Annotated in this window: 6 protein-coding genes; 3 read left to right on the top strand and 3 right to left on the bottom strand. The window is 60.0% G+C overall.

Going from position 1 to position 19917, the window contains the following annotated elements; genetic code table 11:
* Position 1: 1 nt before the first annotated feature.
* Complete coding sequence (locus M5B43_RS09645) at positions 2-484, top strand: CS1 type fimbrial major subunit (RefSeq protein WP_003188892.1); 483 nt, start codon at positions 2-4, stop codon at positions 482-484.
* Positions 485-497: 13 nt separating this feature from the next.
* Complete coding sequence (locus tag M5B43_RS09650; RefSeq protein WP_248749884.1) at positions 498-1607, top strand: hypothetical protein; 1110 nt, start codon at positions 498-500, stop codon at positions 1605-1607.
* A gap of 124 nt (positions 1608-1731) precedes the next feature.
* Here the strand turns inward: M5B43_RS09650 and M5B43_RS09655 are convergent, their stop codons facing one another.
* From M5B43_RS09655 to M5B43_RS09665, 3 genes are all read right to left on the bottom strand, one after another.
* Positions 1732-7950 carry a membrane-targeted effector domain-containing toxin gene (locus tag M5B43_RS09655; RefSeq protein ID WP_248749885.1) on the bottom strand — a complete coding sequence of 2073 codons (6219 nt, stop codon included), beginning with the start codon at positions 7948-7950 and terminating at the stop codon, positions 1732-1734.
* 206 nt (positions 7951-8156) lie between these two features.
* Positions 8157-13013, bottom strand: coding sequence for a DUF6543 domain-containing protein (locus M5B43_RS09660; RefSeq protein WP_248749886.1), 4857 nt, complete (start codon positions 13011-13013; stop codon positions 8157-8159).
* Positions 13014-13212: 199 nt separating this feature from the next.
* Positions 13213-18288 carry a DUF6543 domain-containing protein gene (locus M5B43_RS09665; RefSeq protein WP_248749887.1) on the bottom strand — a complete coding sequence of 1692 codons (5076 nt, stop codon included), beginning with the start codon at positions 18286-18288 and terminating at the stop codon, positions 13213-13215.
* A gap of 134 nt (positions 18289-18422) precedes the next feature.
* Here M5B43_RS09665 and M5B43_RS09670 point away from each other — a divergent pair, with 134 nt between their 5' ends.
* Positions 18423-19916, top strand: coding sequence for a hypothetical protein (locus M5B43_RS09670; RefSeq protein WP_248749888.1), 1494 nt, complete (start codon positions 18423-18425; stop codon positions 19914-19916).
* Position 19917 lies beyond the last annotated feature (1 nt).

Raw genomic sequence — 19917 nt, forward strand, 5'->3', positions numbered from 1 at the left:
AATGTTCAAGCAACTGACAGCACTGGCGGTACTGATGACCCCTGTGTTCCTGGGCGAGCCGGCGCAGGCGTTCCAGGAACGCCACAGTTTCGATGTGTCGGTGACCATCCCGATCGAAGAAGCCTATGTACTGCCCTCCGAACCGGACTGGATGGGGCATGACCAAGTGCTGGCGTGGGACCTGGCGACGGCGCGGCTTGGCCGCTTGCGCAAGAACTTCGACGTCAAGAACATCAATGGCGGTGTGACCGCCCGCTTGGGCGACACACCGTACCTGCTGAGCGGGCGTAACCGTATCGAGCTGCAGGTGTTGTTCAATCGCGTGCCGTTGACCCTGGATGCCACCCAGGTGCTCAGCGCCGAGGAGGCCCGGCCGGGCCGCCGCGCCGAACTGGAAATTGCCGCTATCGAACCACCCGACGGTTACCGGGGTGGAGAGTATTACGGCACGGTGCACTTGATGTTCGATTTCCCAGCGCCCTGACCCCACCAACCCGATGGTCAATAAGTTCCAGAACACCACCCCCCACAGTGGCATCTGTGCCTGGCACGTGCCGGCGCTGTGTGAGTCACTCAACACCTTCAGTATTCGTACCGATGCGTTGGCGTTCGACTCGATCACGCAAATCGAGGCGAACCACGAAGACCCGCGCCAAGGCGCGTACTTCAAGGTGCCCTCCGCCTGGCGCGACGTGCAGGTGACCCATGTCGCCACCGGCGAGCTTGAAACGGTGCAGATGCGCATCGCCGGCTTCGGTGGCCGATGGAGCTTGAGCGGTGGCGCGCGGGTAGGGGTGTGGTCCAACAATGGAAACTCCTGGGACTATCCCTGGCGTTACGGCATGGGGGCTTGCCGGGGCGTCGGCTACATCGCGGCCGCCAGTACTTACGCGCTGTACTTCTGGACCATTCCGGAAAATGCGGGGGCGTGCAATGTGGTCCCCAGCTTGCCTATTCCACGGATGAGGTATAACCCCGTCGAGTACGGTTATGAACTCAAGACTCCCAACCCGCTGGGCATGGCCAGCGGTGAATATCGCGGCTCGGTCACGTACAGCATCGGGCCTGGCGGGGATTTTGACCTGGGCGATGTGATGCTGCCCAACGACAACGTGTTGACCTTCAATTTCACCCTGTCGGTGGAGCACAACCTCAAGGTGGACCTGCCACCGGGAGGTAACCGCATCGAATTGCTGCCCGAAGGCGGCTGGCAAGCCTGGCTCAATCGCGGGCGGCAACCGGCGCGGCTGTTCCGTGACCAGACCTTCGTGATCTCTTCCAGCGGGCGTTTCAAGATGCAGCTCGAATGCAGCCTGGCCGTCGGCAACACCTGCGGCCTGCGCAATGGTGCCGGTGATGAGGTGCCGCTGCAGGTCGGCGTGACCTTGCCCTTCGGCCTGCAAGACCAGTACGGCCAGGCCGTGAACAAGTTGCCTTTGCGCCTGGACGGTAGCGGCACCGAGCTGTTCCAGCCCGCTTATTACGTCAACAACCGCCCCGCCAGCCTGCACTTTGCCGTGGAGCGGGACGACGTCAAAGAAATGCTCAAACAGCCGGGCAGCACCTATACGGGGGTGGTGACTGTGATCTGGGATTCGGAGGTCTAGGCTGCCCGTCCCCCTCCCTGGCTGGGAGGGGGACGGCTATTGCAAGTTCTGACTCGATTGCCGCGAGCAAGTCCTCTATCAACCCGTCTTTTGGGGCGGCATGCATGCACCTCTGATCACGGCGTTATAACGCGGCGTTCAAACCCACGTCTTTTATCAGGGCATCAATCAAGTCATCCAGCGCTGAGTAACGTTTATTTTTCAACTGTGGCCAACGATCAATATAGAACTGCCCCTGAGCATTGGTTTGAATAGGGGTAGACACTATTTGCGCATTATTGGAGCGGTGGAGCAAAGTGGCTTGAGTCGGTAAAGCCTGTTGGTCAATCACGAAGTCACCGACCGATTGCAGCCGCGCTCGGGGCGAAGCCGTAGGGGTGAGAAGTGACAAATGGACTTCTCTCTTGAGTGCCTCGATCAACTGTTCGACCGTCCGGTAGCGCTTATCGTCCAGATTCCAACGTTTAATGAAGAACTTATTACTGGCGTCCTGTTCAATACGCGTGCGAACAATCTCTTTGCTTTTGGAATAGTGGACCAACCAGGTCTCAAGAAAGGTAGGCCGCTCGATCAGGGCGTCGCCGATGTTTTTCAGCCGTGCACTCGGCAGGGACGCAGCGGAAGCAGGAGACATATACGCGTCGTCCTTAAGGGCCTGGCTCAGCTGTTCCAACGTTGTAAAACGTTTATCTTTCAAGGGCGCAAACTCTTCAATAAAGAACTTCCCCGTGTCGTCAATTTTAATCGGGGTGCTCGTCTCCCCGCCGAGAATGGTGCGCGAGATCACGTTGGCTTCGGTGCTTGAGGGCTGCTCGATGAGGAAATCGTCGACGTTTCTCAGCCATGCGCGATCCGTTGCAGTTCGAGGGGACGGTGCTCGCATACCGGTAATACCGACGTGCAACTTGAAGTCACTGCGCAGGGCTTTAGTGCCGACGGAGCCCGGTTCGGGCCCGACGATAGTCCATCCTCCCTGCTGCAGGGGCAATGCCTGGCTGGGGGGAACATCGAGTATCCTCAAGCTGACCGCATCCTGCAGTTGCGCGATGCCCGGTACACCCAGGAACGTATCGCAGTGGGAGTCCCCTATGAGCGCTACCCAATTATGCGGGCCCTGTGCCAACTGGTCGGCCTTGATCACCTCATTGGCGAAATAGTTGAACAGGTTCGTGCGGGCGTTATCCGTGTACAGGCCTTTAACGTGATAGCTCGCCGTACAGTCGAGCGCACGCACGCGAATACCCGCCTTGTTCGCGGCTTTGACCACATGGGTGTAAGTATGGTCTCCGGTATGATTGGGCATTTGGCGGGCATCTTGCGCTTTCAGATAACGTTTCAGATTTTTCGGCATTTTGTTCGTGAGGTTAAAAAGATCCAGCTCTGCCTGATGCAAATCGGTGAGCAGGTGCTCCAGGTACAATGTCTTGACGCCCTCCTGCTTCAACAGCTCCATGTACTTGATCAGGGCCTGTTTGCTGTAGGTATGAGCATGGACTTCGCCGATGACGAGTCCTCGTATCTTTGTATACAGTTGCTTGATAAACGCCTCCTCACTGGTCGCCGTGGCAAGGTCGGCGAAATCGGGGCGTGGCCGTGGCGTGTAAGCGGAAAACGCTGTTTGGGCGGCTTCACTCAAGCGAGTGCGTGTTTGCTTGAACGCCTGGAATGCCGAATAGTAGGGGGTTCCAGCGTTAGGTGGGACGGTCGTATCAAAGCTATCAACCTTACGCACCATCTCGTCCAGGTCCGGTTTAAACGACGCGGACAAATCAAACTCACTGTAATGAGAGGGCGATGGGGGGACCTGTACCGCTTTTGAGGGGCCGGCCGTCGGTAAGGTTTGGGCGGTTGTGGCCATTGTCAGCCTGTAATCACCCCGGGACAGCGCGGTGGAAGATGTATCAAGCACGACCTCTCCTACCTGGCCAGGTGGAACGTCATCCACACGCAGGGCGATGACATCCTGCAAATCGGCCAGGCCCGGCACCTCGTCGGTACTGCCTATGCGATTGTGTTCAACCAGGGCAATCCAACCCTCATCGGGATTTTTTTGTGCAAGGGCTTTGTGGGAATAAAAGTTTCTGAGTTGGCTGCTGCGCGGGATAAACCGTTCTTTGTCTGAAAGCTCCAGCACATGCTCCATATGATAGGAGCTCGAGGCGTCCACGCCGTCGATCGCGACCTTGTGCTTGTGGGCTTCAAGCATCAGCTTACGGTAGGTAAACGGCGCATCCGCGCCCCAGCCCAAGCTTGCATCGACCCGCGCCAAATGGTCCTCGACCCGTTTCAAGGCATGCGCAAGGTTGCCCTTGGTTTCGCCGTTGATGATCTTGAGTTTGGTACGGAAAACATCCGCCGGCAGGTTTTCGATGTACACACGCTTTAGCCCTTGCGCTGCCAAGGCCTGCATCTCTTCGATCAACACCTGCTTACCGGCAACGCTGGTGTTGGACGCGCCAATGATCAGCCCCTTCTTCAGGGGGAACAGGGTGGCAAGTACGGTAGACGGGTTGGAGTCCGGTGCCAGTGCCGGCAAACCGGTGCGGTCCGGGCGTGCTGGAGGCGAGGCGTAAAGCGCCTGCGCATCTTCAGTCAGGTGTTTCACCTGATTGGGATAGCTCTCACGTAGAGGCTTCAAATCAAAATGGGCCCCTTCACGTACGCCCTGCGCAATAACGTCATCCGGATGGTTGACGACGTTGCGCACATATTCAAGGTTGAGCGCGGATCTGAAATACTTACCTTGCTCGGATGCAATCTCGTAGCGCGCCAGTGGCTGGTCCACCTCCTCCTGGAGTACCGTATACGTCTTTCTGCGTCCGCCTGCCTCAAACCCGGAGCGTACCCAATGGCCATCGGTGTTTTTGTTGACCCAACGTGCAGTCGACCGCATTTGCCCGGTGACGGGGTCATGGCGAAACAGCAGATGCCGCCCCAGAGAATCCTGTGTGTTCTTGACCCAGAACGGATGGCCATCGAACAGCACCGGTTTCATTCCGGCAGTAATGCCAGGGTCGATATCGTTGATCAGCGTGGCCTGCTGTATCGCTTTAGTAACCGGTCTGACAGACAGTGTGTTGAAAGGGCCTTTTAGAGCCGGGCGAAAGTCAAACAACACAGCACCGCCCACATTGGCCAGGTAGCCGATGTAGTGTCTCAAGGCCCCGGCCATGTCACCCTGTTGGTAGGCACTGATGGCGAGCATCGCGTCCTTGAACGCCAGCAAGCCGCCCAGGCCCAGGCTCAACACGGGAAAAGGGATGGTGGCGATGGCGGTGACCAGTTCGACGCACGTCCACAGAATTCCCATGATCATTTCCGTGCGATTGACCGTGGTGGCAACCACATCATCGATTTTGCGCTGCAATACCATGTTGTAGAAATCATTGCGTGGGTCGGTCACGGTGGTGTGCGGGGTTGTCGTGTCATAGCGCGCCGGGCTTGGGGTCGTACGGTCAATCGTTTCGGGTAATCCATCACGGGCAGTCTTCAGAAACGCTCCGATCCGTACCTGGGATTGGACCGGCGCCCGACCCTGCAGGTAATCGGATACACCGTCGACTTTTTTCAGCCAGTAGTTGAACAGCTTCGCCTCACGAAAGCCGATGCCATCAGGTGCGTTGGGGGTGTAGAGCAACACCGGGTTGGCTGCATGGCTGAACAGGTAGTTGCCGATCACCCAATCGCCGTCAAGGGTCAGTCGATGGACCTGATAAGTGGAGCGGGTCGTGACCGCTGTGTCACCCAGGCTGTCGATGGCGCGCTCCAGCCAGGCCAAGTCGACCCGGGCGATATGGCCACGCAGGCAGCTATCCAGCGCCGCGTGTTTCATCTGCAGTTGCGTGATCGCCAAGGTGGCGTCGCGCCGCTTGGCGTAACCGGGGCTGCTCGCGCTTTGCAATTTGGCGCGAACTTCGTCGGTGTAGCGTTGACCGATCCATACACCGGTCACCGAGCGTGACACGTTTTGCGGGGTCAGGCGGCTCAGGTCGACGCCCACCGGCCCGCTGAACGTCGCCGAGGTGGAGAATTTCGGGTCGATGAACCCGACGTTATCCGTGTAGCCGTCTCGGTACAGCCGTGTATAGGTGATGGGCTTGGGCTTGCCGCCCAGCAGCGGCCAGGGCGCCGAAACGTAGACGGTGTCCGGGTCAATATCATTTTTAGGGCGACCCAGCAGCGTGTTCAGGCTGAGTTTGGCTTTATCGTGCAAATAGGCATTGAACGTAATGAATTTCGCTTCGGAGTCGGGCAGGTTGTTATAGACGCGCAAGGCACCTGCGGCCGCTTCGGCAAGGCTGGTCAACCGGGTTCGGTCTTCCGGTTTCGCCGAGCGATACCAGGGCGGGGTGGTGTATTCATAGTCGTCCTGTGCTGCGCTTTGCGAATGCATGACCATGGCGTCCAGGCACATCGTGTGGGAGCACAAAGGGCCAAATGTCACCTCCTCGTGTTCCTTTGCGTCGGGCGTGAAGCCTAACCCTGCGAGGAACGTGCTCATCTTCGGCCGAAAACGCAGCGGGCATTGCTCCAGCAGGTAGTCGCTCATGGTCCGGCCCTTTAACCGGGTTTTGTCATCGACCCAACCGATGATATGCGCCTGGCATTCGCGCTCGGTGGTGAAGGCCAGGAACTGTCGCTCGCGTGGCGAATCCGGGGTGCACAGCAGCAAGCGTCGGACTTGGCCGGTGGCATCTTCCTCGCGCAATAACCACAGGTCTTTGAGTTGCGCGCCATGCAGCAGCACGGTTTGCGCGCGCAGGCGCGGGTTCGTACCGGCTCGCAACGCTTGGAACAGGGCGTGGTCTGCCTGGCTCAGGTCGCCTCGCAAACGAGCGATAAAGGCAAGCAACACCAGGCGATGATCAAACAGGTCGCGAGTAGCCTTTTTTAATTCAGCCTTGACCTGCATTTCTTTTTGTAGCGCGGCAAAGTCCAGGCGTGGTTGCAGGCCATATTCGCGGAGGATGTCGAGCAGGCTCTGCGCATCCAGAACGGCATGGTCGCCTTGCAGGGCCGCGCCCGCATACGTCAGGGTGGTATGGGTCAGAAAGTCAGAGCCGGGCAACTCGTCGCCGGTATGTAGCCCTTCATAGCTTAACTGCACCAGATTACGTGTTTGCTCATAGGTGCCGACATTGGCGACGTTGCGTCGGGTGGTGATGTTCAGGTGGCTCGGGTCCAGGTCGTGGATTTCCAGCGCTTCGTCCAGATACTCGGTCAACTGGAAATTCGCCAGCGCTTGAGGTGACGCGGCAGGCCCCAGTAGCTCGATATACGTTGCCCGGGCCTGGTTGTAATCGAGTATGAAACGACTCAGGGTGTCCTGGTCCGCCGCAGCCGCGTTGCGATACCACTCCGGCAGGCTGTTATAGACGCTGCGCTCCAGCAGCTGTTGGCGCCGGAACGCCAAGCGTGACGACACGTCTGGCAGTGCCGCCTTCACCGCGTTGTCCAATGCTGACTGGAGCAGCGTTGCCTCGTGCAGCGGGTTTTCAACCAGGCTCAATGCCAGTTCGATGTCCTGGCTGCGCTTGTCGATGATCGCGTTGTAGGTATGTTCAAACAGTGGCTCGCCGTCAATGGGCAGCAATTGCAATGGCCAGATATCGACGACGTCCAGCGCTTGATAACGCACCGGCAAGTGTTGACAGAACTCCTCGTGACCTGCCGGCAACGCCAGCGTCGCCTTGAGTCGCTGGTCGAGCTGCGCCAGCGAGTCGAAGGCCTCCAGACCTCGGTTTGGGGTGAATAACAAGACCTGGCCGAGGTCTTTTCCCGACGTCAGGTTATCCACAACCGGGCTGGATTTGTGCGTAAGCACAAAGGCCCCGGCAAACTCCACGGTTTTATCTTGGTAGCTGAAGTTGAGCGAGTACATGCCCGGCCTGAAGGTTGGGCCCAGGGAGCAGTCTTCAATCATGCGTTGTTGGGCAGCAGACAATAGGTAGTCACGCGCATCGAGCTTGGCCTGCTGTTCCAGTGCGTCAAGACCGGCCGTTTGCGTGAGATAGCTCTTGCGCCCTTGACCGTCTATCGTGCTGGTTTCGTCCAGGATTTTCAGGTGTTTGTTCAGGTCGGATTTGAGCGTTGCGAGCAGTGTTTTACCGGTTTCCTGGGTGAGGTCTGCCTCCTTCAATGTCTCGAAATGACGGCGTGCCTGATTCAGAAACAGTGTGTTGGCTGCGGCCAGGGTAGTGTCCAGTGCCTCCAGCGCCAGCAGTTCGGCTGGCAATACGACGGGAGGCTTGGCTTGAGCGCGCAGGCCTGAGTCGATTTCAAGCAGGTGGCCGCGTATTTCTTGAAGCGTCGGTGTTGTTGCTGGGGGGGAGGATGTGCTCATTGGCATTGTCCGTATGCTGGTGGAATGAACTATCAGCATGCGGTGGGGGCGGGTGGTGTCGGCGGTAACTATTCAGGGTACGGGTCAGGGTACGGGTCAAGGTCTCGCCGGGAATGACTGGCGCTTCAACCGAAAAGAGTCGGGTAGGGCTCCCTTGCCTTGGGGCCGAATTGGGCTGGCAAGGGAGGCGTCGCTCCGGGCCGTGTTCAGACCGAGGGCTGGGCGGAGGTGCCTGTCCGTGAGTAGTCAACAGGGGTGGTTTGCGGTGGTGTAGAGGGAAGGCCCAAGCGCTTCAGGCGCTTTACCTGTGCGGGGTTGTACCTCAGGAATGTGCCGTCTTTGGGCGATACGTATTTCATCCAGGAGTCGATGTGAATGTGGTTATCAAAGGCATAGGTCGTGACGTCCGCTTTTGTGAGGGGCGTCGTTCTCGGGGTTTGCGGCCGCAGGTATAACTTGTCCCAGTCCAGAAGATGTTGGTCCGTGATCCGGCTTCTTGTACCCGATGGGAGATTGGCCAGCCTTATCGATCGGCTCAGGCCGACGGGGGTCAACTTACCGCTCGTTGTTATGTAGATTCTCCACACGGTTGGACTAATACGATGTGCGCTGACAAAGGCGTCCGCAGCGGCCTGGGTTTCATCGCCGAGCCCTACCCAGGTATTGAAAAGGTCGTCTGTAAACTTGGCGTACCCTTGCGTGGGCGCGGGCCTGAGCCTGGCTATCCCCGCCGCATTTATCTCGCCGGTCAGCCTTACCACTTTGTTCCACGTCTTGAGCGGGATCGCTCGGTTTCTAAAAAAAGTGGTAGGGTCCAGTGTGGTCAGCGGGTTGGCTGCCTGGGCCGCGACATGCGCCTCCCACTCCCTGAGCGCAAGGGTGAGTGCACTCTCGACTTTTGGCGCGCCAGCGGGCAAACGGTTCAACGTGTCCAATTCCCAGCGTTGGTTGGCCAGTTTACGCAGCTTGAAAGGCGTAAACCCACCACTCGGCGTGAGTACCGGGGCAACCAGCCCATTGGGGTCGTAGAGGTTGAACGAGTCCTGAATCCGAAACACCTGCTCTTTGCCTTTTCCATCGGCGGCGCGGACCAACACGGTGCGCAGGTCGGGCGCGCGATAGATGCCGGTGCCTTCGGACAGCGATGAGCCGGCCGGAATGCCGCCCTTGACCACCAGGTTGGGGCTCGCTTGTTGGAAGGCTCTCTCATAGGTCGTCAGGTCGGGCCTGGGCATGTTTCTCGCGGGCCGAAGCAGCATCTGCAACGGCTTGATGCCAATGCCGGCGGTGCGTGCAGCGCCGGTGGCCGTGGTGGTGGCCGTTGCGATCTCGAACAGGACACGCTCCTTGCCCGCGTGACGTGTAATCAACCCTACAACGTTTTGCCCCACTTTGCGCAGGGACTGCACCGTGGTTTGCCCCATCCGGCCCAGCCACCTGAAGGCGGAAGAGGTCAACTGGCCGCCCCAGGGGAACCCACCCAATACCGTCGTGACCACTTCAACGCCGAACATCACTTTGTTGAACATGGATTGGTAAGCCAATTCCTCGTTGGTCACGCTTTCAGCATCGGTTTTGTCCAGTAGATACAGGTAGTTTTGCCGGTACAGCCCCGCCAGCACGTCGCCTGTATAGGCAACCAGGCGCTGATTGAGCAGTCGCGTGCCTGCCGGTAAACGCGCCTTGAGGTAAGCCTGCCAGGCGGAACTGTGCATCAGCTTGATCAGTGCCGCTTCGTTGGCGATTTCCCTGAGCTCCAGGCCGTCGGGTGCATGCGGGGTATAGAGCACCAGCGTTGCATCGGCGGCGGTGGAGAGTAGCAAAATGCCGTTTACGGTCTGCCCGCCGCGCCCGTCGGGTGCGTCGCTGGCCGGGTTGAACATCAGGGCATTGGCGATGATTGTCTGTCCGTCGACCGGTTGACGTGCCTTGGGGTCTGGCGCGGCGAGTACTGCCGCCATCCAGGCGGCGCCTTTCTTTTGAAGGTTGTCACTGGCCAAGGCTGTGCTATAGGCATCCGGGCTCAAGCGGGCCGACAAGGCCGCATAGTCCAGAGCGGCCGCCTGGCTTGCCATCCAGGCTTTTTTCAAGGCTTGGGCATCGGCCGTCGTGGCCTCGGGGGCGAGGTGTTTTTTGAGGATGTTCTCGGTGTACGCGTGGCCGATGTTCAGCTCTTTGACCCACTGTTCAAGGCGTTCTTTGCCCACGGTAATGGCTTTACCCTTGGCATCGGTCACCCACTTACCCTGGGAGGTGATCAACGTCGCTTCCAGCAGGTCGTCTTCGGTCCAGGTGAGGCTCCGCTCCCAGGGTTTGTTGTTTTTCAATAGCAGATTGGTCAGGCTTATGCGGGTGCTCGCCACACTTTCATGCACTGAGCCAAAACCGGCACCGGCACTGGTACGGGTTCGGGTGGTACGAATGACCATCGTCTGGTCCGGGTCAATGCCCTGCGCGGGGTAGTCGGCCAGGAAGGCGCGTATCTTCAGCAGCACCTGTTGCTTGGCATACGCGGCCAGTGTGGGGATCAGTGCGCTCCATTGCTTGCCCAGTTCGTTCTGTTTCTCGTCCGTGATGCGGGCCTGGTCTTGCATTGCTTTCTCATCCACCGGGCTCAAGCGTTTTTCCCAGTCCGGTCGCCAATGTTTCAGCAGTCGCTGGTTGCGCGCCACAAATGCCTCTGCCATATCCAACAGCTCGACCAGCTCCGCACGGCCATTGCTTTGGGTATCCGGCTCACCCTCGGTCAGGCTCAGGATGGCCTCGATGTCAGACTGCTGTTTGTCCAGCAACGCTTGAATGTTGTCGGCGACAAAATCGCTTTCTATCGGTGCAAAGGTGCTGCGCAGGTCATTGCCCCATAACCCGGTTTTGCTACGCAGTACCAGCAGCGGTAAGCCGCTGACCAATAGCCTGCCGGTGTCCTCGCCGGTATTGATGCGCGCCTTTAGCGTGTCGTGCAGTGCTTGCAGGGTTGCGAACTCTTCAAAGCCTTGGTTCGGGGTATACAGCACTGTCGTGCCTGCTACAGCCCTGCGGGTACTGAGGTTTTTGTGCCCGTAGGGCCAGTGGGGAAGTACCGGGCGTGAGTCGTCGCTGGAGGTCAGGACGAAGCTGCCGGCCAGGCGCACACCCTCTGCGTCACCGGTGTCCAGGGTCAATTGATACACCCCGGGTCGGTTTCCGTGGCTGAAGCGGGCTTCACGCCGGGCCAGGGTCGGGCAGTGCAGCACGCGATCAATCAGCAGTTTGGCCTGCGGGCTCAAGGTGTTGTCGGCCATGCCCAGGCGCGCCTGCACATCCAGGGCTTGACGGTGCACCTCTGTCAGCCTGGCTTGGGGGCAGGCCAATTCAGGCGCTATGGGCGTATGCCAGTAAGTGGTGATGTGTGTGGTCAACCTGGCCAGCAGGGTTTCCGCCAGGGCCGTCAGTGTGCCGGTATACGGGATCTGGTCGGCAGCGCTGAAGGCTGTGGCGCTGCTGAAGACGCCTTCAGTGTGATTCGCTTGTTCCTGGGGGGCATCTTCCGCACTCAATAAGGTGCAAAGCGCCTCCAACAGGGTTTGCGAGGATTCAAAATGACGCTGGCCGCTGCTGTCGGTGCGGTAGCGGTTCACATACAAACCGGACGGTTTGGGCTCGGGGGACAGTTTTGGGAAGGTTTCCTTGAGCAGGGCTGACAACACGCCCTCCAGCGAAGGGTGTTTGTCCAGGGCCAGTACGTATTCGATCTGCTGGTTGAGTGAGTGCCAAAGCTGTATCAACTGCGCCTGCTGTTCAGGGGCCGGCGGGGTATGGGCGAGGGCGGGCATGGTCATTGGGTCTACGGGGTCAGGCAAGCGGGCTCTCAAGCCCGGGCCGCCCTTGAGTGGCAGTGCCAGGGTTGCGCTCAGCTCGGTCGCCAAGGCCACGAACGTGGTATGGGCGGCGCTGAAGGCCTGGTCAATATCGGCATCTTGCTGGTCGCGCTGGGCTTGCAGGCACGCACTGAAGACCGGGGCGGTGATGGGTGTGTAGCGCAAGTTCTGCCCACTGCGTAAGCCATCGTCGACAACGTGTCGCTGGCTGAGTGCGATGTTGGCGAGCAGTCGACTTTTTTCGGCGCTTGTCACCAGGCGCTTGCGCAGGGCGTCCTCCATGGCGGAGAAATGCTCGAATACCTCAAGCCCCAATTGCGGGGTGTAAAGCACAGTCGCTCGGCTTCCGTGCAAGCGCTCAGTGAGTACGAAGCAGCCGTTCAGCGCCGCTGACCATTCGGGCTTGTTCGTTGAGTACAGGGTGATCGTTACCGCCTGCGGCGGTGTGGCGGTGCCCGAGGTCTCATGGAGTACCAGGTTGTCGATTAACTGCCGGCCCTCGGTGTGCACCTCCAGGTGGGCCTTGGCTGCGGCAACGTCCGCCAGGGCTTGAGCGTCCGTGGGTTTGTTCTGCAAAGCCTGCTCGGCCTGTGCGACCTGTTGCAGGGCATCGTGTGTTTTCAGATCCGACTCAAGCACAAACACCACACGTTGTTTTTGACTGATGGCCTCAAACACACTCAGGGCGCCGGTGGCGGCCTGGACAGACATCCAGAACACCTCGAGCCTGCGAGAGTAAAGCGCCAGGCGGTCGTGCCGCAGGTTGTCGATCAATTGATTGAAGGCTGTGACCTCAAGTGCCGTTATTTCGCCGGTGCGGCCCGTGTCGTGGGGGCGTGAGTAGAAGCCCACGGCCTGCTCGATCACGCCGGTTTGCGGTTCCTTGGTGCGCTCGGTCGGTTTTTTTCCGGTGGCAAGCGCCTCCTGAAGCACCTGTGTCAGGCTGCGTGTGCGGGTGAGACGAGGTTCCCGTGCGACGCTGTCTGAGGCGTCCGTCGCCGGGGGAGCGTACTCATACTCGTTGAGAAAAACCGCATCGGGATCAAGCGGGTTGCCGGGCACAAGGTTGGCCAGTGCCTGGCGTAACTCGGTGGCCATCAGCGTGGCGAAGTCCGGCTGGGCATCCAGCAGATGCTCGATGGCGGTGAGACAGACCGGTAACCGGCGTAGCAGGTCTTCGGTTGGGGGCAGTGGGAGTAAAGGCATAACCTGGGTTTCCTGTAGAAGTAGGGCGAGAGCACCCCACGTGAATCGAACAATCGACTCGACCTACACTACTAACCCTGAGCACAGGGGCGACCTTACATATCCACTGCATGGGCCTTTCATCTCTGCGGTGAGCTGAGGTTTTTGCAGGAACCCGGGCACGCCGGGTTCCTGCTCGCTGCTGCGATGGGATGGAGGGTCAAGACCCGGCGGCGGCCATGGCCTCACGCGTCAGGCGGCGGCCCAATGCCTGTTCGTCGTGGAAACTTTTGAGAAACAGGCTCAAGTACCGCTCTTCCGTCATAGGCTCGCCGGTCAGGACTTGCTCATGGGGGACATTCAGCGCGTCTGCCAGGTCGAGCAGACGCTGCCGGAGTTGGGCACTGGTGGCGGGTTCTTGTTGCCCCGGTGGCAGTTGCTCATGGGCGGCCCAAGCGTTTTGAGCCAGGCGCAAATCGTCGATGCTTTCACTGGCCTGTTCATGCTGGCATTTGATCTGTCGGAACGCCTCGGGATGGGTATTGAGCAAGTACTCGCTCCAGAAGGACTGTTCAAGCATTTGGTTCACCAGCCCATCGCCTTGCTCCTCCTCGATGACCTTGTCGTAGGCATTGGCCAGTTGCGAGGCTGCGACATTCCCGGCATCGCGGTACAGCATGTGATCCGCCAGCCAAGGCAGATCCAGGCGCGCCTTCAGGCCGGTCTGGTAGGCGCTGTACACTTCGACCTCATCCAGGGTGCCCGGGACACCGTCGACGACATCGGTGGTCAGCCGCAAAGGGGGGCCTTCGCTGCCATCCTCATTGAGCGTGGGGGTGTTGAGGCGAGTCTGGATATCTTTTGCGGCAATCTGGTTGACCTTGTCCAGCCGGGCCTTTTGTCTGGCCAGGCGTACCAGCGCTTGGGTCCGGGCTTGAGGGGTGGGCTCGCGCCAGGCCTCCAGCTTCATGGCTTCGATACCCATGGCGTTGAACAACTGGGCGCCCGCATCGGCGCAGTGGGTCGGCGTGGCGCTGAGGTTGAACAGCGCGGTGCGGGTTGGTTCGTCGCTGTCGGCGGCCCTTAGCAGGCGCAAGACATTGGTGCGCAATTGTCTGAGGTTCTGGTTGTAGCGCTCCAGGTCGGCCGGGTCGTGGACGATCTCGGGGGCGGGTTGTCGCTGGCTTCTGATGACTTCAAAAAAGCCCTGTGAGCCATGTTCCCGTTCGAGATCGTCCCAGATTTCCTGCCATCCCTGGCGGATTTCGGGTGTCAGGTGTTCGAGCCAGAACTGGCTGTCCAGTTCGCCTCGGGGGGGATAGGTGCGATAAGGGTCCAGACCTGCGGCGCGTCGGTAACCGACCAGCCGATCCTCGGCGTCCCGGTCAAGCTTGTGGCTGTCCAGGCGAGTGCGTGTCACCACTTGCGCCGACGCCGAGCCGGGCTCGACGATCGGTACTTGGGTGATCGGCGTATTCAGCAAGTTCAGGTTGAAGTCGGGTGAGCGGGGCAGCGCGAACAGCCCTATGGGCCAATCGCGAATTTGCGTGTTGTTGAGCGCCAGTATGCGCAGTTCCGGCATGCGGCTAATGTCCGGCGGTGTCACCAAGTGTTCATTGTGCGAGAGGATCAATACCCTCAGGTGCTGCAATTGCCTGAGGTGTTCCCGGTTCTGCGCGCGCCAGTGAATCGGGTTTTCGGACAGGCCCAGATGGGTGAGTCGACGCATACCGCTGACGGCCGGTGGGAAGGTCTTCAGGTGCTTGCCGGTGATATCCAGCATGCGCAGGTTAGGGAAGTTGCGCAGGAACGGGCTGTCGGCATCCGTGAAGTCGGTACCCGCCAGGTTGAGGCTGGTGATGTGGTTCAACGCGGTATCCAGGTGGGGGAAATTTTGCAGAAACCCGTAGATGGTTTCTCTACGCAGGTCCAGTTCGCTACCCAATCGGCGCTCACCGAAATCCGTTTCGTACCCCTTGGCCGACTGCTCCCAACTGTGCTGTATGAGCGTGCTCAGTCGCTTCCTGAACAGTTGCTCCGGGAGTGCTGCGCGACGTTTGCGGGTACCGGCGGCGGGCAGCTCCTGCCAATGTTTGAGTGCATGGAGCAGGCCTTTTTTCTGGGTTTCAAGCGCAGTGAGCAAACGCTTTCCCTCGGCCGAGTCCAGCGACAGGGCATAGGCCGTTACATCGTCTTCGCAAAGCGTCGGATACAGCGACTTGAGGCGTTCCTCTACGCTGGCGCGCCCCAGCCTATGGCGCAGGGCGCTGAACATTGGCTTTTGCAGCAGTTGTTGGATCTCCAGGGGGGCGACGTTGAAGACCGGCGGTTCGGCCAACACAGTACGGCGTTCGGCGGGTGGTTGCAGGGTGCGTGTAAGCCACTGGCGCAATGCTTCGCCGTCACCCGGCGCAAAGCCCAGGGTGCCATGGGGTACGGCTTGCAGTACGGCTTCATACAGGTCCCAGGTGCTCTCGACGCTGGCTTCGTGGATGGCGTATCGCCCTGGCGCTGTGCGTATCAGCAGCGTATCGCTCGCCGCCTCGTCCGGACCGACATGGCAACGCAGTTGCCCGCTGGGCACTTGCTCGCGGATGCTCAGGCGCAGGTTGGCGAACGCGTCGCTGTGGATTCTCAAGGCATTGAGCAGCAGCCGTTCGGTATCGGGGGTGGGCGCGCTGCCCTGGTAGAAACCTTCGTAGGCGTGGGTGGTTCGCGCTTCGAACTGCAATTCCCTGGCTTGATGCTTGAGCCGTAGCGGCAAGCGTTTCTCGTCGGTCATCAACTGCACTTCCGCCGGGCGGGCCTGGTTCAGTATCACTTGGGCCAGGGGGGCGGGCAGCTCGGGGAACTGGCGTTGCAGCAGTAACCCATGGGCGCTGTTTGACTGGCGTTTGAAGCTGTACAGGTGCTCGAAGATGTCGTCCTTGCGCGAGGCCACATAACGGCTCAGGTGCTCGCGCAGGGTGTGTGCCCGCGCGTTCTTATCGGGCAAGGGGTCGCCGAGCAGGACGGCGAGTTCGGTCTCGTCCAGAAAGTCCACGACGCGTTGGGCTAGCCGGCCTGCCAGCAGGTCTTCACGGCTGATGGCCAGCGTCGATTGCGGCCCGGCCGGGTCCGAGCCATGGTGGATCGGCTCGCCGCTCAGGTCGGACGCCTCGAACACCGCGATGGCTTTACCGGACGGCCAACCCTCCATCCGCGTGACCATGTCGGCGGACCAATAGGCAGATTCATCGTCGCTGGCGGAGGGCTCGCTGAGGGTTTCGATGTGCTGGCGGAGTTCAAAGCGGTCCACGGTGTCGGCCAGCAATGGAGGCGGTGGCTGGTTTTCAGCGTACATATGCCGCAGCGCTCCGGGTTCGGTGCCGCTGATATCTCGCAACTGTTGCAGGCGGGCTTCTGGCCAGTTGGCGGTGGTCGGGCTCAGGCGTTGGAGCAGTTGTGAGTCATCCCAGGCCCTGGGCTCTTCGCCCTCCAGCACCACGGCCCCCTGACCGTTAAGCCGCACTTGCGGACGATAGGCGTCGGCACGTTGTGGATGGACGATCCGGTGCTGGCCGCTGTCGGGGTCCTGGCTGACCTCGTAGTGTTTGTTTGCCACGCGCAGGATTTTTTTTCCGGCGTGCGGGTGAAACCCCTCGGCATCGGGTTTCGAGCCGGGAGCCAGGGTGACGGTTTTTTGTTCATAGGGGCTCAAGTCCGCATGCCACAAACGGGTTTTGCCGTCAGCCAGAGTCACAGGCTTCAAACCCTCGACAAAGGTGGAGAGCTTGAGATGGGCCAGTTGCCCGGCGGCACCGAACGCGATCAGTTGCACCACGTTCTCCGTCACCCCCGCCACGTGTTCTATGGCCTCGATACCCTGGCCTTCAGCCCAATCCAACAACCCTTCGAACACCTCGTCGGCGAGTTGGTAAGCGGTATAGGCCAACATCAACTCACCCAAAAACGGAACGAAGGGGGTCACCACCAATAGCGCCGCGTTGAGAATGTCCGAGAGGATTTTTTCCAGATTGTCCCACCAGGCCCAACGTGCCATGCGGTCGGCGTAGGCGGTGGAGATGGCCAGTTCACGGGCATCGTTGAGGATTTTATTGAGGCTTTGCTGGTACAGATGTTCCCACACCGGCGCGCGTAGACGCGTCACGCTGAACTGCAGGTTGGGGTTGTCGAGGGGTGTTTCACGCCAGCTCGGTCGTGGATCGCCGGGCGTGTGCTGATGCCATTTCACCTGGCTCAAGCGCGCGCCCAACTGGCTGAAAAAATGCCCCTGGTACTGATGCTCGATAAACCGGCTGAAGAATTGCTGATAGTCGGGCTGCCGCAGTTGCCCAGTCAGTGCCTGCATGAACTCGACCGTCGAGGCATAGCGTTTGAGCGGGTGCTGCGGGTCATCCGGGATATAGGCGATCACGGGCAATGCCTGGCGACTGGCTTCCAGGTCGGCGGCGATCAGTACGACGCCGGTCAAGCGGGCGTCCATCAGGCTCAGGTCATGGCAGTGCGCGACCTTGCCGTCGAGCATCAGGGGTTGCTGGCCCTTGGCCAAACCTGTGATCAACGCATGATCCGACGCCAGGATATCGCCCTTGATCAACGCCATGCGCGCGGCCACCGCGAGGGCGGCCTGTTGGTTGAGCACCACTCGGGCGCGCAGGACACCTTCGACCACTGGGGCGGTGCGGCCCAGATAGCTGTCAAGGTGCTGTTGGTACTGGGCGCCGATGTCCAGGTCGCGAACCAGCGTTTTGAATTGCTGGATCGACAGCTGGGCTTTCAGAGGGACGACTTCGAAATGGCCCAAGGCGTCGGGCTGGGTGATGAATTGCGAATCGGCGGTGAACGTCTCGCTGTCGGCAAAATTGTGCAGTGCCGCGTCCAGCAGTGACACCGTGCGGCTTTGCACACCACCGCCAAAGTCCTTGACCCACCATGCCTGGTCGGCCGGAGCATAGAGTCGCAGGTGGGTGCTGCGGACATCGACATCGAGGTTGTATTGCTGTTTCAGTGCGGCCTTTAACAACGGCTCGGCGAAACCTTTGAGGTCGGTGACCGGGGCGAGTTTCCGGTCGACGAGGGTTTGGGTTTTCCAGTGTTCGGCAATCGCGGTTTTCAACAATTGATGCTGGTGGGGCGAGGCACTTTTATACCAGGGTGCAATCGTTTTGCGGCTGGATTTCAAGGCGCTGACCCGTGATACCGACAGCGCAGTGATCCAGTCGGGCAAGGCCTCCCGAATGACGCCGTCGTGTTGGCCTGTAGCTTCGTGTGTAGAGGGGGCAAGGGTGCTCATGTCTGATTTTCTGTAGTGGGTCGGGCACTCAGACTAGGCGCGCACAGGGGAGCGTCTGGCAGTAACTGTCTATCGACACTGGGGGGCGGGCAGCCTGTAGCGTCGTGGGCTCTATCACAACGAGAAATCCTGTCATGATCTCGACCGAGCCCAGCCCCGCTTCACAGCGTCAAACCCATATTGACCAAATCGAGGCCCTGTTCCGCGATCCACCGTCATTGCTCACTGTGGCGCAAGAGACTGCCCAAGCCTATCTGGACCAACATTTTGCGCCGCAACAGTGGATGGCCGGCCTGATCCACATCGCCACACCCACCGCTGACAGCACCGCTGCATTGCCGTCCTACGCTTACCAGCCTTTGCCCGAATTACTGGTGCAGCGCTTGGCCAGCGCCAGGCCGACGTTGCTGGTCGAGCAGTATCAGGTTGTGGTCCGGCGGGTTCGCGAGGTGTTTGTGCCGGGTGGGCCGACCCTGGCTGAGCTAGAGACGCTGATCAATGAGTGCGGCGCCGTGCTGCTGAGGTCTTTTTCCAATCGCTTGCAAAGGTGGTGGCGTGAGCCTCTTCCGATAAACATGGTCCGTTGGGGCAATCTGTCTGACCACCTGTTGGCGTTGCTCTACGACTCACCGAAACCCCCAGGCATGGACGAAAAGCGTTTCGCTGCACTGTTCCCCAAGGCCCTGTTGCGCCAGGTACGGCCGACGTCGCAATGGAGCCTGCATGGCGGCCCGTTACGGGTGCAGACCGTGCACCTGCAACGGGGGGATCAAACGCAAATGCTACCGCTGCTGGTCCTCAGCCATGCCTCGACCACCTTGCTGTTCAGCCCGGCGAGCGGTGTTCACGCGCTCAATAGTCTGGACGACATCGGCGCTCTGTTACCGGCTTACACCAGCCCGGTGCTGACGGGCGCGGCTGACCAGTGGTTCGTCGTGGAGGCTCAGGGTGACCCGTTCGACGCCTTGGCGGCGAGTTACCTGGCACGCCAACTGTTGGAGATCGATAGCATTGCGCGCACGGTGCCGCGCACGCCGCAGGTGTGCCAAGCGCTGCTCGATTACATCACTGACTCCCGGCGTTGGTTTATCGATGAACTGAGCGCGCCCCAGCAACGTTTACGCGAGGTCATGCCGGGGTGGCTGACCCAGGCGAGCCCTGAGGACAGCATCGCCTACGCCCAGTTGTTACAGCAGTGGGTGTTGGCCCAGCATGAAAGCGGGGCAGCGCATTTTCTTGAGGGCATCGAGTCGATTACCCAGTACGCCGACCGCCAGTTACAGCGGTGCCTGAGGGAGCAACCGGGTGCGAAGAGCCTCCAGCCGGGTGACGTTTCGCTGACCTTTGATCGAGTGGTTGCGGCAGCCGTGCCGGTGCCTGGCGGGTTCATTGCCGGGGAGGTGGACCCTGTTACGGTGACGCTGACCGAGCTGGCCCTGGAAAACCTCGCCGGCTTCCCGCACACCGCCAAGCGCATCACACTCAACGGCGCAGCGGCACCGACCTGGCTGACGTACAGCCTGATCAAACGCTGTGTGGACGAGGCCGATGTGGGACAAAACTATCCTGCCCTGCTGAAAAAAACACTGATCGACGATACGGTCGGGGCCGCCCGCCGTCGGCAATAGT

Source organism: Pseudomonas sp. MWU15-20650, assembly GCF_023242475.1.
GTDB lineage: Bacteria > Pseudomonadota > Gammaproteobacteria > Pseudomonadales > Pseudomonadaceae > Aquipseudomonas.

What these genes read in the sequence shown, in the direction of transcription:
- M5B43_RS09645 (WP_003188892.1), top strand. Translation starts at nt 2, where the DNA reads ATGTTCAAGCAACTGACAGCACTGGCGGTACTGATGACCCCTGTGTTC.
- M5B43_RS09650 (WP_248749884.1), top strand. Translation starts at nt 498, where the DNA reads ATGGTCAATAAGTTCCAGAACACCACCCCCCACAGTGGCATCTGTGCC.
- M5B43_RS09655 (WP_248749885.1), bottom strand. Translation starts at nt 7,950, where the DNA reads ATGAGCACATCCTCCCCCCCAGCAACAACACCGACGCTTCAAGAAATA.
- M5B43_RS09660 (WP_248749886.1), bottom strand. Translation starts at nt 13,013, where the DNA reads ATGCCTTTACTCCCACTGCCCCCAACCGAAGACCTGCTACGCCGGTTA.
- M5B43_RS09665 (WP_248749887.1), bottom strand. Translation starts at nt 18,288, where the DNA reads ATGAGCACCCTTGCCCCCTCTACACACGAAGCTACAGGCCAACACGAC.
- M5B43_RS09670 (WP_248749888.1), top strand. Translation starts at nt 18,423, where the DNA reads ATGATCTCGACCGAGCCCAGCCCCGCTTCACAGCGTCAAACCCATATT.